The sequence below is a fragment of the Gordonia sp. SGD-V-85 genome, assembly GCF_001456905.1.
GTDB classification, from domain to species: Bacteria; Actinomycetota; Actinomycetes; order Mycobacteriales; family Mycobacteriaceae; genus Gordonia; species Gordonia hongkongensis.
Genome location: NZ_LNQO01000014.1, coordinates 19,054 through 32,826, shown reverse-complemented (window position 1 = coordinate 32,826; position 13,773 = coordinate 19,054). Strand labels below are relative to the sequence as shown.

Annotated in this window: 12 protein-coding genes; 6 read left to right on the top strand and 6 right to left on the bottom strand. The window is 68.8% G+C overall.

Annotated elements, in window-relative coordinates; translation table 11 throughout:
- Positions 1–27: 27 nt before the first annotated feature.
- Positions 28–858: an alpha/beta fold hydrolase gene (locus tag AS181_RS16250; RefSeq protein WP_058252678.1), complete on the bottom strand. Its 831-nt coding sequence runs from the start codon at positions 856–858 to the stop codon at positions 28–30.
- Between the two features lie 111 nt (positions 859–969).
- On the opposite strand from AS181_RS16250, the gene AS181_RS16245 reads away from it, so the two are divergent.
- The 3 genes from AS181_RS16245 to AS181_RS16235 all read left to right on the top strand — a co-directional run bounded on the left by AS181_RS16245 (position 970) and on the right by AS181_RS16235 (position 3,596).
- Positions 970–1,278: an antibiotic biosynthesis monooxygenase family protein gene (locus AS181_RS16245; protein WP_035717146.1), complete on the top strand. Its 309-nt coding sequence runs from the start codon at positions 970–972 to the stop codon at positions 1,276–1,278.
- 54 nt (positions 1,279–1,332) lie between these two features.
- Positions 1,333–1,968, top strand: a complete 636-nt coding sequence (locus AS181_RS16240) for an LON peptidase substrate-binding domain-containing protein (protein ID WP_058252601.1) — start codon at positions 1,333–1,335, stop codon at positions 1,966–1,968.
- A gap of 128 nt (positions 1,969–2,096) precedes the next feature.
- On the top strand, positions 2,097–3,596 hold the full coding sequence (locus AS181_RS16235) for an aldehyde dehydrogenase (protein WP_058252600.1): 1,500 nt from the start codon (positions 2,097–2,099) through the stop codon (positions 3,594–3,596).
- A 538-nt stretch (positions 3,597–4,134) separates the two neighbouring features.
- Here the strand turns inward: AS181_RS16235 and cydC are convergent.
- From cydC to AS181_RS16210, 5 genes are all read right to left on the bottom strand, one after another.
- A complete protein-coding gene (cydC, locus tag AS181_RS16230; RefSeq protein ID WP_058252599.1) occupies positions 4,135–5,850 on the bottom strand; it encodes a thiol reductant ABC exporter subunit CydC in 1,716 nt (571 codons plus the stop codon).
- The gene (gene cydD, locus AS181_RS16225; RefSeq protein WP_058252598.1) at positions 5,840–7,561 is read right to left on the bottom strand and encodes a thiol reductant ABC exporter subunit CydD; all 1,722 of its coding nucleotides are present in this window, start codon (positions 7,559–7,561) and stop codon (positions 5,840–5,842) included. The genes cydC and cydD overlap by 11 nt, the downstream gene beginning before the upstream one ends.
- Complete coding sequence (gene cydB, locus AS181_RS16220; protein ID WP_058252597.1) at positions 7,558–8,640, bottom strand: cytochrome d ubiquinol oxidase subunit II; 1,083 nt, start codon at positions 8,638–8,640, stop codon at positions 7,558–7,560. Before cydB ends, cydD begins: the two co-directional genes overlap by 4 nt.
- A gap of 12 nt (positions 8,641–8,652) precedes the next feature.
- Positions 8,653–10,239 carry a cytochrome ubiquinol oxidase subunit I gene (locus AS181_RS16215; protein ID WP_058252596.1) on the bottom strand — a complete coding sequence of 529 codons (1,587 nt, stop codon included), beginning with the start codon at positions 10,237–10,239 and terminating at the stop codon, positions 8,653–8,655.
- A gap of 225 nt (positions 10,240–10,464) precedes the next feature.
- Complete coding sequence (locus AS181_RS16210) at positions 10,465–11,334, bottom strand: aminodeoxychorismate lyase (RefSeq protein WP_058252595.1); 870 nt, start codon at positions 11,332–11,334, stop codon at positions 10,465–10,467.
- Positions 11,335–11,392: 58 nt separating this feature from the next.
- Between AS181_RS16210 and ygfZ the strand changes: the two genes are divergently transcribed.
- From ygfZ to AS181_RS24620, 3 genes are all read left to right on the top strand, one after another.
- Positions 11,393–12,577, top strand: coding sequence for a CAF17-like 4Fe-4S cluster assembly/insertion protein YgfZ (gene ygfZ / locus AS181_RS16205; RefSeq protein WP_058252594.1), 1,185 nt, complete (start codon positions 11,393–11,395; stop codon positions 12,575–12,577).
- Positions 12,574–13,251 carry an MOSC domain-containing protein gene (locus AS181_RS16200; RefSeq protein ID WP_231742502.1) on the top strand — a complete coding sequence of 226 codons (678 nt, stop codon included), beginning with the start codon at positions 12,574–12,576 and terminating at the stop codon, positions 13,249–13,251. Before ygfZ ends, AS181_RS16200 begins: the two co-directional genes overlap by 4 nt.
- Positions 13,252–13,345: 94 nt before the next feature.
- Positions 13,346–13,525: a DUF3073 domain-containing protein gene (locus AS181_RS24620; RefSeq protein WP_010842099.1), complete on the top strand. Its 180-nt coding sequence runs from the start codon at positions 13,346–13,348 to the stop codon at positions 13,523–13,525.
- Positions 13,526–13,773: the final 248 nt, after the last annotated feature.

The window sequence follows — 13,773 nt, the reverse complement described above, 5'->3', positions numbered from 1 at the left end:
CGCCCCGAATTACGTTGCGCAGCGGTCTCAGCGGTCGAGGCCGGACAGGAATGCCTCCACCGCACCGCGATACACATGTGGCGCGTCGTCGTGGATCAGATGTCCGGCATCCGGCACGCGGAGGTACCGGGCGTGGTCGTTGACCGCGCACATCGTCCGCATCTGCCCCGGCGGGGTCACTCCGTGCTCGGCCTCGATCAGCAGCGCCGGCACGCCGACCGAACGCCATTGCGTCCAGAAGTCGCGTCGGCCCCATTCCTCGGCGATCGCGGCCCACAACGGAATCCGACCGTGTAACCGGCCGTCGTCGAAGGCCTCGAAGAAGTAGCGGCCGGCCACCGGCCCGAACATCTCGACGGCTTCGGCCTCGGAGGCGAATCGGTCCGGCCAGGACTCGAACCACGGGGTCCAGCTCGTGGTGGTCCGGCCGCGGAAGTCGGGGGCCATGTCCTCGACGACCAGCGCCGAGACGAGTTCGGGGTACTCCGCCGCCGCGCACCAGGCGTGCAGGGCTCCCATCGAATGCCCGATGAGGACCGCAGGCCCGCGGTCGATCCAGGTGAGGACCTCCGCGAGATCGGCGACGAACCGCTCCGTCGCGAGTTCGCCGTCGTCGCAGGGTTCTTCGGCGTCGGCGCCGGTGTGGAGGGCGGCGTCGTAGGTGAACACCCGGCCGTACCGGCGCAGCCACGGGACCTGGCGGCGCCATGTCCGTCCGCGGCCCATCAGGCCGTGCAGCAACACGATGGGCGGCGCCGCGCGCTCGACTGCGGCCGACGATCCGTTCGCGTCGTCCGCGACTTCGGGACCACCGTGGTCGCGAAGTCCGGTCTCCTGCGGAACCTCACCGTCGAACATGCCAGAACTGTAGTCGCAGAACCGCAGTGCCACCGACGAGCGGCACGGGGCCCGACCGCCGTGTCGTGGTTCTCCAGACGACCGGACCCGCGCAGCGCCTATGGTGGACGCATGTCTGTTGTGAAGATCAATGCCATCTCCGTCCCCGAGGGCGCAGGCCCCGAACTGGAGAAGCGGTTCGCCAATCGCGCCCACTCGGTCGACGGGTCCAAGGGGTTCCTCGGATTCCAGCTGCTGCGTCCGGTCAAGGGTGACGACCGCTACTTCGTCGTCACCGAGTGGGAGTCCGAAGAGGACTTCCAGGCCTGGTCGGCGGGCCCGGCCCGTGAGGCGCACTCCGGTGAGCGCGCGAAGCCGGTCGCCTCGGGTGCCGATCTGCTCGAGTTCGAGGTCGTGCTCGACGCGCGGCCCAAGTCCTGAGACGAGCACGCCCTGACCCCTGAACCGGCGGCGGGCGAGTCGCTCGTCGCGCCCATGTTCCCGCTCGGCACCGCCCTGGTGCCGAGCGCGGAACTGCCGCTGCGCATCTTCGAACCGCGCTATCGGCAGATGCTCGACGACCACGTCGACACCTCGTCCGACCCACCCACGGTCCGATTCGGCGTGGTGCTGATCGAGCGCGGTTCCGAGGTCGGCGGCGGCGAGTCACGCTGCCGCGTCGGCACCCTGGCGCACGCCGAGATCACCGACCGGCTGCCGGACGGCCGCGCGACGCTGACCGCGATCGGCCGACGCCGGTTCCGGGTCGAGGAGTGGCTGCCCGACGATCCATATCCGCGCGCCCGCATCACGGTGTTGCCCGAGCGGACCCCGAGCCGCTCCGATCTGGCCCGTCTGCGCGACCTCGCCGAACGACACCGCGAGCTGATCCGGCGGAAGTTCCGCGCCGCCGGCGAGGACCCCGAGCCGATCATCGCCGCCTTCGCCCTCATCGACTCCGATCCCCGGGCCGCGGACCTCTCGCCCATCCACCGGTGGGCGGCGCAGACGGCGGGACAACCGCATGACCAGCAACGACTCCTCGAGGCCGAGGACCCGACCGATCAGATCGAGATCCTCCACGACGTGATGCAGGGGATGGAGGCCCGGGTGGCCTTCGGGAGTTCCTGACGACCACCCCTGGCATCAGAGTTAGAACGTGTTCTAGTATTGCGTGTGCCGTAGTTCACACCTGTCCGTCGGCGGCTGTCGGCCGCCCACGCCCGGACAGGCCCCGTCCTCTGAGGAGCACACGCGTAATGACCGAGACCGTGGAGTCCCAACCCGCCACCCTCACCGGCGGGGGCGATCAACCCCAGTTGCTCATCGGCGGCCGATGGGCCGATCCCCATTCCACCGAGACCCTCGAGGTCCACTCCCCCGCCACCGGTGAGCGCGTCGGTTCGGTACCGCTCGCCGACGCCACCGATGTCGACGCCGCGGTCCGCGCGGCGCGCGCGGCCTTCGACTCCGGGGTCTGGAGTTCGACGCCGCCCGCACAGCGCGCCGACATCATCGCGAAGGTCGCCGATCTGATCGACGAGCGGGGCGACGAGATCACCGCGCTCGTGTCGGCCGAGATGGGCGCGCCGCCGAGCGCGATCAGCACCCTCCAACAGCTCCCCGGCACCGGTGTCCTGCGCGCCTACGCCAACGCGGCCCGTGACTATCAGTGGGAGGAATACCGCACCGGCCTGTTCGGCACCACCCGCATCACCCGCGAACCGGTGGGCGTCGTCGGCGCGATCTGCGCCTGGAACGTCCCGCTGTTCATCACCTGCAACAAGATGGGTGCCGCACTGGCCGCGGGCTGCTCGGTGGTGCTCAAACCCGCACCCGAGACCCCCATGACCGGCAACTACATCGCGCAGCTGTTCATCGAGGCGGGCGTGCCCGCCGAGGCGATCTCGGTGGTCACCGGCGGCGCCGAGACCGGGCAGGCGCTTGTCGCGCATCCCGACGTCGACAAGATCACCTTCACCGGTTCGACCGCGGCCGGCAAGGCGATCGGCGCCGCCTGCGCCCAGACCCTCAAGCGGTGTTCGCTCGAGCTGGGCGGCAAGTCGGCCGCCATCGTCCTCGACGACGTCGACCTCGCCGCGAACGCTTTCATGCTGACGTTCCTCGGCCTGTTCAACACGGGCCAGGCATGCGTCGCGCAGACGCGAATCCTGGTGCCGCGCAGCCGACAGGACGAGATCGTGGCCGCGATGGTCGAGGCGGCGAAGGCGATGAAGGTCGGGCTGCCGTCCGATCCGGAGGCCCAGCTCGGACCGCTGATCACCGAGAACCAGCGGAACAAGGTCGAGGAGTATGTCGAACTCGGCAAGAAGGCCGGCGCCACCGCGGTTCTCGAGAGCGAGCGGCCGGCCGGACTCGACTCCGGTTACTTCCTCACCCCCACGATCTTCACCGGCGTCACCAACGACATGGCCATCGCGCAGGAGGAGATCTTCGGGCCCGTGCTGTCGGTGATCGCCTACGACGACGTCGACGAGGCCATCGCCATCGCCAACGACTCGAGCTACGGACTCGCCGGCACGGTGTGGACGAACGACGTCGAGCGCGGTATCGAGATCTCCACCAAGATCCGCACCGGAACCTTCGGGATCAACTGGTACGCCATCGATCCCGAGTCACCGTTCGGCGGTTACAAGAACTCGGGCATCGGCCGTGAGAACGGCCGAGAAGGCCTCGAGTCGTTCCTCGAGCACAAGTCGACGATGCTGCCGATGGGATACGAGGTGTCCATGGGTTAGACCTCCCGCCTCTCACAGGGGGGAACCGGGGCCGGACGACGCGTACGTCCGGCCCCGGTTCTTGTTCTTGATGCGAGCGCCGAGTCGAAGCCACCACCCCCGCTGGTTGAGCCGGCACCGAGCGCAGCGAGGCGCCGAGTCGAAGCCACCTGGTGACCTCGACAAGCTCGGCCAGCGGGTGGGACGCTCGGCCAGCGGGTGGGAGCGCAACACCTTCGCTACGCCCCCACCGCTGGTTGAGCCGGCACCGAGCGAAGCGAGGCGCCGAGTCGAAGCCACCTGGTGACCTCGACAAGCTCGGCCAGCGGGGTAGAGGCTCGGCCAGCGGGTGGGAGGCCCGGCCAGCGCGTAGGAGCGCGATACCTTCGCTACGCGCCCCACCGCTGGTTGAGCCGGCACCGAGCGCAGCGAGGCGCCGAGTCGAAGCCACCTGGTGACCTCGACAGGCTCGGCCAGCGGGTGGGAGGCTCGGCCAGCGGGTGGAAGGCTCGGCCAGCGGGTGGGAGGCTCGGCCGGCGGGTGGGAGCGCGGCGTCCCGTCACGCTCGGTAGACGCTAGCACCGCCCGCCAACTCGAGCACCGCTGCCGCCCCGGTATCGGCCGGTGGCTGGTGCGTCACCACGACGACGATGCGGTCGGGCCCGAACAGGTCCCGCTCGATCCCCAGGAGGCGCCGCAACAGCTCGTCGGAGTCCGCCTCGTCGAGATGCTCGGTCGGTTCGTCGAGCAGGACGACCGGCGCGGGATGCAGCAGTGCGCGGGCGAGCAGCAGTCGCCGCCGCTGCCCGCCGCTCATCGCATCGGCCCCACCGGTGAGGACGGTGTCCAGACCGTCGGGAAGTGCTGCGGCCCAGCGCTGCAGCCCGGCGGCCGCCAGCGCGGTGTCGATCTCCTCGTCGGTGATGTCACCGCGGGCGACGCGCAGGTTCTCGCGGACCGACGTCGAGAAGATGTGCGCCTCCTCGGCGAAATAGCATCCCGCCGAACGTAACCCGACGATCGAACCGTCGCCGACGTCGACCGCCTCGACGTCCCCGGCCATCGGCGGCAACAACCCGGCGAGGGTGAGGAGCAGCGTCGACTTCCCCGCCCCGCTCGGGCCGGTGACCACCAGACGCGAACCAGGTCGCAGGTCGAGATCCACGCCCGCCGCGGGACCGAGGACCTCCCGATCCCGGTGTCCCCAGCGCAAGCCCGTGGTCCTCAGGCGCACCGGAGACCGATACACCTCGGCGTCGGTTACATCGACTGTTCCGTCGGCGTGCGCCCCGTCCACCAGCGCCATGAGCCGGGCCGCACTCTGTCGGCTCCGCTCGATCTGCAGCCCGGCCTCGGTGAGCGGCGCGGTGGATTCGAAGGCCGACAGCGGCAGCAGGACGAGCACACCGAGGATCATCGGCGTCAGTCCAGCCCCCGAACTCACCCCGGCGAGCGAACCCGAGGTCGCCGAGGCCAATTCGACGGCGATGACGCATGCCGCGATCAGCGACGCACCCAATGCCAGCGGAGTCGCCACCGCGGCGGATGCCTGCCACCGGATACCCCGGTCCGTGGCGTCGAGATGGCGGCGATCCGCCGCTGCGGCCGCTGCCAGCGCGTGATGGCGTCTGCGTGCGACGACGAGTTCAGGCGCGTGCCACAGCGCCGTCGTGGCGGCCTCCGTGGCCTCGGACGCGGCCTGCGCGCCGTCGCGGATCGACCGGGCACCACCGCGTGCGGCCAGCCACGGCGCCACACCGCCGCTGACGGCCAGCGCGAGTGCGAGCACCACGGCCGCGGGCACCGAGACCAGCGCCATCACCACCACTGCCGCAAGCGATGTCGTGGCACCGATGCCGATCGGGATGAGGCCGCGGATGAGGGCGTTCCCGATCTCGTCGACGTCGTCACCGGTCCGGTTCAGCAGTTCACTCCGCCGCAGCGTGACCGAATAACCCGGTGCGCCCGACGCCAACGCCGTGTACACCCGTTGCCGCGCGGTGGCCATGGCCTGCAGAGCGAGATCGTGGGTCGCCAGCCGTTCCAGATAGCGGAACACACCGCGCGAGATACCCAGCGCCCGGACCGCGGTGATCGCGACCGACAGGTACAGCACCGGCGGCATCTGCCACGCACGGGTGATGAGCCAGGCCGACAGCGCCGCCAGGAAGAGGGCCGAGAGCGAGCCGCCGACACCGAGCGCGAGCGCGGTGAGCGCGGGACGCCGGCGCAGGCCGAGGAAGCCCAGGGCCCGGATCAACGGATCACCGCGCATGGTCCACCTCCTCGGCCGTGCCCGCGGCTGCGGTGCCGGTGGCCACCGGGAAGTCCACCACCCGGTCCGCGTACTCGCGGGCGACTCCCCGGTGCGCCACCACGACGACGGTATCCCCGGCCCGAGCGCGATCGCGGAGTGCGGCGAACACGTCGCGCTCGGACGCCTCGTCGAGGTGGGCGGTCGGTTCGTCGAGCAGCAGCAGCGGCGCCGGCGAGGCGAGGACTCGGGTCAGGGCGAGGCGTTGCCGTTGTCCCGCGGAGAGCCCGACCCCGCCGGTTCCCAGCACCGTGCCGAACCGGCCCGGCAGTCCACCCAGGACCGCCGCGAAGCCGGTAGCCGCGGACACCGATTCGAAGGCGTCGCGGTCCAGCGCGCCGAACAGCTCCAGGTTCTCGGCGACCGTGCCCGGCACGATCACCGGTTGCTGGGGCAGCCAGGCGATCTGTTCGTGCAGCGCCGCGGGATCGGCCTGACCGACCGGGATGGACCCGATCAGCACCGAACCCGCGTCCGGAGCGAGCAGGCCCATCATCGCCGCCAGCATCGTCGACTTGCCCGACCCGTTCGGTCCGGCGAACACGGTCAGCGCCCCGGGTTCGATCGTCGTGCGGAGGCACTCCGGTGCCCAGCCGTCGCGCCCGTGGATGCCGACGTCGAGCACGGTGATCGGTTCGCCTGCGACGCTGACCCCACGATTCCCGGTGGCGGACAGCGTGGCCGCCTCAGACTGCGGTGTGATGAGCTCGAAGACCTGCTCGGCTGCGGTGAGGCCGTCGGTGGAATTGTGGAACTGCATGCCGACCCGACGCAGCGGCAGGTATGCCTCCGGCGCCAGGATCAACGCGAAAACGCCCGCGTACAACGACATCTCGCCATAGACCAGACGGAGACCGATCCCCACGGCGACCAGTGCGACGCAGAGCGTGGCCAGTAACTCGAGGACGGCGCCCGACAGGAACGCGACCCGCAGCGAACTCATCGTGCTGCGGCGGTGGGCTTCACCGAGTTCACCGACCCGAACCGCCGGGGCGCCGGCCCGGTTCAGTGCGCGCAACGTCGGCAATCCGGCGATGAGGTCGAGGAGCTGGGCACTCAGCCGGCTCATCGTCGCCAGCTTGCGTGTGGTGCGATCGCGCGTCATCAGTCCGACGAGCACCATGAACAGCGGGATGAGGGGCAGGGTGACGAGGATGATGAGCGCCGACGGCCAGTCGGCGAACGCGATGACCACCGTGACCGTCGGCGTCAGAACCGCCGCGGCCACCAGGGCCGGTAGGTAGCCCGACAGATACGGCCCGAGGGCGTCCAGCCCGCGCAGGAGGACGGTGCTCGCGTGTTCGCGGATCGCCGTCAGCGATCGCGGCGACGTGCGGGCCGGATCGGTGAGGACATCGAGGGCCTCAGCACGCATCTCGGCGATCGCACGCTCGGCGGCGCGGTGCGCGTATCGGTCGTGTCCGTAGGCCATCGCGGCCCGGGCCGCCAGTGCTGCGGCCAGCACGGTCAGGTGAACGCCCTGCGCGGCGAACGACCGCGCTCCGGGCGACACGATCAGTTCGGAGACGATCGACGCCACCATCGCGGCCACCACGATGATCGCCACCACCTCGGCCACCGCGAACGCCGCGGTGACCCCGACATACCGCCGCGTCGTCGGCGAATACCGCAGCAGCCGGGGGTCGAGCGGGGGCCGGGCGGTGCGTCTCACTTGCTCGGGATTCGCAACGACGGAAGTCCGGCCGGGTCCGGGATGTGCGCGACCGACAGTCGCTTTCGGAACACCCAGTAGGTCCAGGCCTGGTAGCCCATCACCACCGGGGTGACGAGCACGGCCGCCCACGTCATGATCGTGAGTGTGTAGTCGCTCGACGATGTGTTCTCGATGGTGAGGTTCCACTCCGGATTCAGGGTGGACGGGATCACATTCGGGAACAGCGCGGCGAACAGCGTGGCAACCGTGCCGGCGATCGCGATGAACGTGAACGCGAATGCGTAACCCTCACGGCGCATCTGCGTGGCCACCACCATCCCCACGGCGGCGACGGCCGCGATCAGCACCGGGATCCACGTCCACGAACTGCCGTACTCGAATTGCGTCCACAGCAGGAACACGGCGGCCACGACGAGGGTCGGCCACGCCAGTCGAGCGGCGTAGCGCGCCGAATCCTCCTGTAGGACACCGGAGGTCTTCAGCGACAGGAACACCGCGCCGTGGGTGAGGAACGCGAGCACTGTGGTGGCGCCGCCGAGTAGGGCGTACGGGTTGAGGAGGTTGAAGAACCCGCCGGTGTATTGCGCATCGGCGTCGATCGGGAGCCCGCGCACGATGTTGGCGAACGCCACACCCCACAGGATCGCCGGAATCCACGACCCCAGGCCGATTCCGATGTCGCACCACATGCGCCAACGCGGATTGTTGATCTTGCCCCGCCACTCGATCGCGCAGACCCGCACAATGAGCCCGATCAGGATGAGGAAGAGAGGCAGGTAGAACGCACTGAACATGGTTGCGTACCAACCGCCGAACGCCGCGAACAGCGCGGCGCCCGCGGTGATCAGCCATACCTCGTTGCCGTCCCAGACCGGGCCGATCGTGTTGAGAAGCGCGCGGCGTCGTTTGTCGGGGTCGGCCTCGGGATCGTCGGCGGCGACCTTGTCATCGCCGCCGGTGTGGCTGGCGCCGAGGAACGGCATCAGCATGCCGACGCCGAAATCGAAGCCCTCCAGTACGAAGTACCCGACGAACAGGAACGCGATGACCAGGAACCAGACTTCTTCGAGACTCATGACCACGCTCCTCTAGTACGCGAACGAGAGCTGTTTGGGCTCATCGGAATCGGATTCGTCATCGTCGTCGGTGTGTCCTGGTGGTCGCGAATCGTGCGCGGCCGGACCCTCGATGATGTAGCGCCGCTGCAACATGAACCACACGACCCCGAGGGCGCCGTAGAGCAGCGTGAAGCCGATCAGGGTGACCAGCACGGTGCTCGCCGAGTGGTTGGAGACGCCGTTCTGGACCAGCATGCTGATCCGGAGCGGATCGAGATCGTCCTCCCAGTTGGGTGCGACCACCCACGGCTGACGTCCCATCTCGGTGAAGATCCAGCCGGAACTGTTGGCCAGGAACGGGGTCGGGATCATCAGCAGGGCGATGAACCCGAACCGTCTGGATTCGACCACCCGCTTGCGTCGCGTGTACCAGAGTCCGCCCAGCGCCACGACGACCGAGCCGAGCGCCCACGTGATCATCGCCCGGAAACCCCAGTAGGTGACGAAGAGGTTGGGGGCGAAGTTCTGGTTCGCCGGCACGTTCGGCTGACCGGCGAACGCCTGCGTGTACTGCTCCTGTAGTTCCTCGACGCCCTGCAGCGTGGAGTCGAAGTCGTGATTCGCGAGGAACGACAGCATCTTGGGGATCTCGATGACGTGGTCGATGTTCTCGCAGTTGTTCTGTCGACCGATCGACAGGACCGAGAATCCCGGACCGGTCTCGGTCTCGCACAACGACTCCGCGGACGCCATCTTCATCGGCTGCTGCTTGAACATGATCTGCGCCTGTAGGTCCCCGGTGACGAACAGCGCGACGCCGGAGATGATGGTCACCCAGAGTGCGAATCTGGTGACCGGCCGCCAGAGGTCGCGGGCATCCTTGTCAAGTGCTTCGGGTGTCGCGTCGACGTGGCTGGGCGACGTGCTGTCCGGGATATCCCCTACGTCACCGGTTTCGGCGGCCTCACGGATCTTCTTCGCCCGCCACGAGTTCCGCGCCATCCACCAGATGCCGATGGCCGCGACGAAGGTACCCGCGGTGAGGAAGGCGCCTGCGATGACGTGCGGGAAGGCCGCGAGGGTCGTGTTGTTGGTGAGCACCGCGAGGAAGTCGTTCATCGCGGGCCGGCCGCGCTCTTCGTCCCAGACGACCCCGACGGGGTGCTGCATCCACGAGTTCGCGGCGATGATGAAGTACGCCGAGGCGTTGACGCCGATGGCGGCCAACCAGATACACGCCAGGTGCACCCGGCGCGGCAACCGGTCCCAGCCGAAGATCCAGAGCCCGATGAACGTCGATTCCAGGAAGAACGCGACCAGACCCTCCAGGGCCAGTGGCGCGCCGAAGACATCGGCCACGAACCGGCTGTACTCGCTCCAGTTCATGCCGAACTGGAACTCCTGGACGATCCCAGTGGCGACGCCCAGCGCGAAGTTGATCAGGAAGAGCTTCCCGAAGAACTTGGTGGCCCGCAGCCACTGCTCGTTGCCGGTGACATGCCACACCGTCTGCATCACCGCGATCATCGGCGCGAGGCCGATCGTCAACGGCACCAGGATGAAGTGGTAGACGGTCGTGATCCCGAATTGCCATCTGGAGACGTCCAGAGCGTCCATATCGCCTCGAATCGAGTTGCCGGCCCCCGGGCTGCGGGGGCAGGTCGAAACCTGCCGGGTACCTACTACTAGCGGTAGTAGTAGGTCGTAGGCGCGACGTTACGCCTGGTCACTAAGCCTTCACAAGCGCCAAAGGTCCCGCCGACCAGCTCGAAGCGGTGTCTTCCCTCTCACCCACGCGGGTGTGTGTCCCAGGCGGAAGAGATCAGGTAGGGGTGACCGGGATCAATTGTCGTCCACGGAGACGGCCCGATCGACCAGATCGGTGAGTCTGGCGGCGTCTGCGGGAACCGGCATCACATACCGGTTGAGATGGGTGACCCGCGCTGCGAGGGTCACGCTGCTGACCAGCCAGACCGAGTCGGCCGCCACCAGATCCTCGGGCCGTAGGACGTCGGTCTTGGTCGTCCACCCCTCCTGTTCCGCGACATCGAAAACCGCACGCACGGTGGTCGATTCGAGAATCCCGATCTCGGTCGGCGGTGTGACCAGGGTGTCGGAGTACACGGCGACGACCGTGGCTCGGGGCCCTTCGAGGACGGCGCCCTCGCTGCTGACGAAGATCACGTCGTCGTAACCCTCGGCCGACGCGTGGCGCAGGGCCGCCATGTTCGTGGCGTAGCTGAGGGTCTTCGCGCCGAGGAGCTGCCAGGGCGCCGTGGCGGCGAGGTCGATCGAGAAGCCGCGAGCGAGGGTGACCACCCGGACACCGTCCGCACGCGCCGCCGACACCCGGTCGGGCACCGCGTCGACGGTGACGTACGCGGTCGGCGCCGAACCGTGCTCGCGTCCGCGGGAGTAGACGAGCCGCAGCAGTGCCTCACCCGACGACCCGTGCTTCTCCGTCCACGCCTGCGTCGCGGTCTCGATCACCGCCCGCCACTCGTCGAGATCGGGCTTGTCGAGTTCCATCGCGGCCGCACTCCGGGCCAGTCGCTCGAGATGCAGTCGGACGCATCGCGCCCGGCCGCCGCGCACGAGAAGCGTCTCGAAGATGCCGTCACCGCGCACCGCGGCCAGGTCGTCGGCGTGGAGGAAGGGAGCGTCGGCATCGTGTCGGGTGCCGTCGAGGGAGACAAGGATCGAATCCGCCATGGATAGAAGGTTGTCATGCGTCGCAGCCCCGCGCCGAATCGACCCGTAGAATCGACGCGTGAGCCGCTCACCCATCCTGACCAGGCATTCCGAGGGCGGGGCGGTGCCCGGCCCCGGCGACCTCCTCTCCGCCGACACCGCGTGGCACTACGGCGACCCCCTCGGCGAACAACGAGCCGCACAACGTGGCGTGATCATCGTCGACAGGTCCGACCGCGCCGTTCTCGAGATCGCCGGCGCCGAACGCCTGACCTGGCTGCACACCATCAGCAGCCAGCACATCGCCACCCTCGCCGACCGGTCGAGCGCCGAGGACCTCTCTCTCGACCTCAACGGTCGTGTCGAAGAGCATTTCGTCCTCACCGACATCGACGGCGTGACGTGGATCGACACCGAGGGTTCGCGCGGCGGACCGCTGCTCGACTTCCTGACCAAGATGGTGTTCTGGGCCAAGGCCGAACCCGCCGCGCGTTCGGACATGAAGGTCCTCACGCTGATCGGGCCCGGGGCCCTCGACGGTCCGGTCGCCGATCTCCTGGAGATCGGCGCGGACGCCGTCGTGTACCAGGCGGGGGGGTTGCCCGAGTCGCACCACGAGGACGAACCGCTCGGCTTCTGGCGGCGCATGCCCCCGCTCGGCGGGGACCGGGACCTGCCGGTCGTCGACCTCGTGGTGCCCGAGTACGTGCTGACCCGCTGGTGGGACACGCTGACCGAGGCCGGCGCGCGAATGGCCGGCAGCTGGGCTTTCGAAGCCCTGCGCGTGGCCGCCCGCCGACCCCGGCTCGGCGCCGACACCGACGAACGCACGATCCCGCACGAGGTCGACTGGATCGGCGGTCCGGACGAGTTCGGCGCGGTCCACCTGGACAAGGGTTGCTACCGCGGCCAGGAGACCGTCGCACGCGTCCACAACCTCGGCAAGTCGCCTCGACGGCTGGTCCTGCTGCATCTGGACGGGAGCGTCGACGAGCGACCCGTCCCCGGCGACCCGGTCACCGCCGGCGGACGAACCGTCGGCCGGGTGGGCACGGTCGTCGACCACCATGAGTGGGGTCCCATCGCGCTGGCACTCGTCAAGCGCAACGTCGGCGCCGACGTGGAGTTGTCGGTCGGGGCCGAGTCCGCCGTCAGCGCGCGGATCGATCCGGATTCGATCCGCGACGACGATCGGGTCCAGGCGGGACGCGCGGCCGTGGAACGACTCCGCAGCGGTTCGGCGGCGCCGGGACGCAACGGTTGAGCACGGGTGTGGTGCTGGCCGTGTGCGCGGCCGGCGACGACGTGATCCTCGAGGGAATCGGCCCCTCCGCCATCGACAAGCGGCCCCGCAGCGGGCGCCTCGACGTCGACGAACTCGGTCTCGTCGACGACCACGTGGGTAACAAGCGACACCACGGCGGCGTCGATCAGGCGGTGTACGCCTACGCCGATCCCGAGGCGCGCCGATGGGCCGACGAGCTCGGACGTGAGCTTCCTTACGGATGGTTCGGGGAGAACCTGCGCATCGACGGGATGGCGGTCACCGATGCAGTCGTCGGGGAGCGATGGGAAGTCGGCACCGACGGGCTGGTCCTCGAGGTGACCATCCCTCGCGTCCCATGCAAGACCTTCGCGGTGTGGGCGGGCGAGCCACGGTGGATGAAGCGGTTCCTGGCGCAGGCAGATTTCGGCACCTACCTGCGCGTTGTCCGCAACGGCACGGTGGCGCAGGGCGATCGGATCACCGTCGTTTACCGCCCCGATCATGGCGTGCGGTCGCGTGATCTGCTCGCCGGCGGTGACGTCGAGGCGATCCGGTCGTTGCTCGCGCAGGACGATCTACCCGCCAAGGTCCGTCGCGAGGCGACCAAGATGGTGAACAAGTCGGAAAGACGCGTCGGCGCGGCAACACAGGGTGGACAACACAAATCCTAGAGGCGCGCTAGACTGGTCCCCACGACAGAATTACTTCAAGAGAACGGGGCCGCCAATTGTTTGGCCGCCCCGTCATTGTGCGAGGGGGTCCCATATGGGCCGCGGCCGGGCAAAGGCAAAGCAGACGAAGGTTGCACGTCAGCTGAAGTACTCCACTCCGAACACCGACCTGGAAAGCTTGCAGCGTGAGCTCTCCGGACAGGGCGATCCGGTTGTAGAACGACCGGATCCGGTGGACGACTGGGTGGACGAAGAGGAGTGGCGACGCGCTTGACGCGCACACTCTTCGGGCGTTGATCTCTCGACGCCCGGGATCACCCCACATTTTCTCCGCATGAGCGGACCCGCGGCGACGCGGGACCATGTTTTCGCACGCACCACCCGTTTCTGATGGGTGGTGCGTGCTCATGCGCACGTTCCGGGGTGATCCCGTCATGAACAGACACCGACGCCCGCCGAGGGAATCCCCTCCGGCGGGCGTCGGTGTTGTGTGTGCGGCTGCCCCCCCCGCTCCAATACTCC

Excerpts from the sequence above, each read along its gene's own strand:
- AS181_RS16250 (WP_058252678.1), bottom strand. The coding sequence starts at position 858 with ATGTTCGACGGTGAGGTTCCGCAGGAGACCGGACTTCGCGACCACGGT.
- AS181_RS16245 (WP_035717146.1), top strand. The coding sequence starts at position 970 with ATGTCTGTTGTGAAGATCAATGCCATCTCCGTCCCCGAGGGCGCAGGC.
- AS181_RS16240 (WP_058252601.1), top strand. The coding sequence starts at position 1,333 with ATGTTCCCGCTCGGCACCGCCCTGGTGCCGAGCGCGGAACTGCCGCTG.
- AS181_RS16235 (WP_058252600.1), top strand. The coding sequence starts at position 2,097 with ATGACCGAGACCGTGGAGTCCCAACCCGCCACCCTCACCGGCGGGGGC.
- cydC (WP_058252599.1), bottom strand. The coding sequence starts at position 5,850 with ATGCGCGGTGATCCGTTGATCCGGGCCCTGGGCTTCCTCGGCCTGCGC.
- cydB (WP_058252597.1), bottom strand. The coding sequence starts at position 8,640 with ATGAGTCTCGAAGAAGTCTGGTTCCTGGTCATCGCGTTCCTGTTCGTC.
- AS181_RS16215 (WP_058252596.1), bottom strand. The coding sequence starts at position 10,239 with ATGGACGCTCTGGACGTCTCCAGATGGCAATTCGGGATCACGACCGTC.
- AS181_RS16210 (WP_058252595.1), bottom strand. The coding sequence starts at position 11,334 with ATGGCGGATTCGATCCTTGTCTCCCTCGACGGCACCCGACACGATGCC.
- AS181_RS24620 (WP_010842099.1), top strand. The coding sequence starts at position 13,346 with ATGGGCCGCGGCCGGGCAAAGGCAAAGCAGACGAAGGTTGCACGTCAG.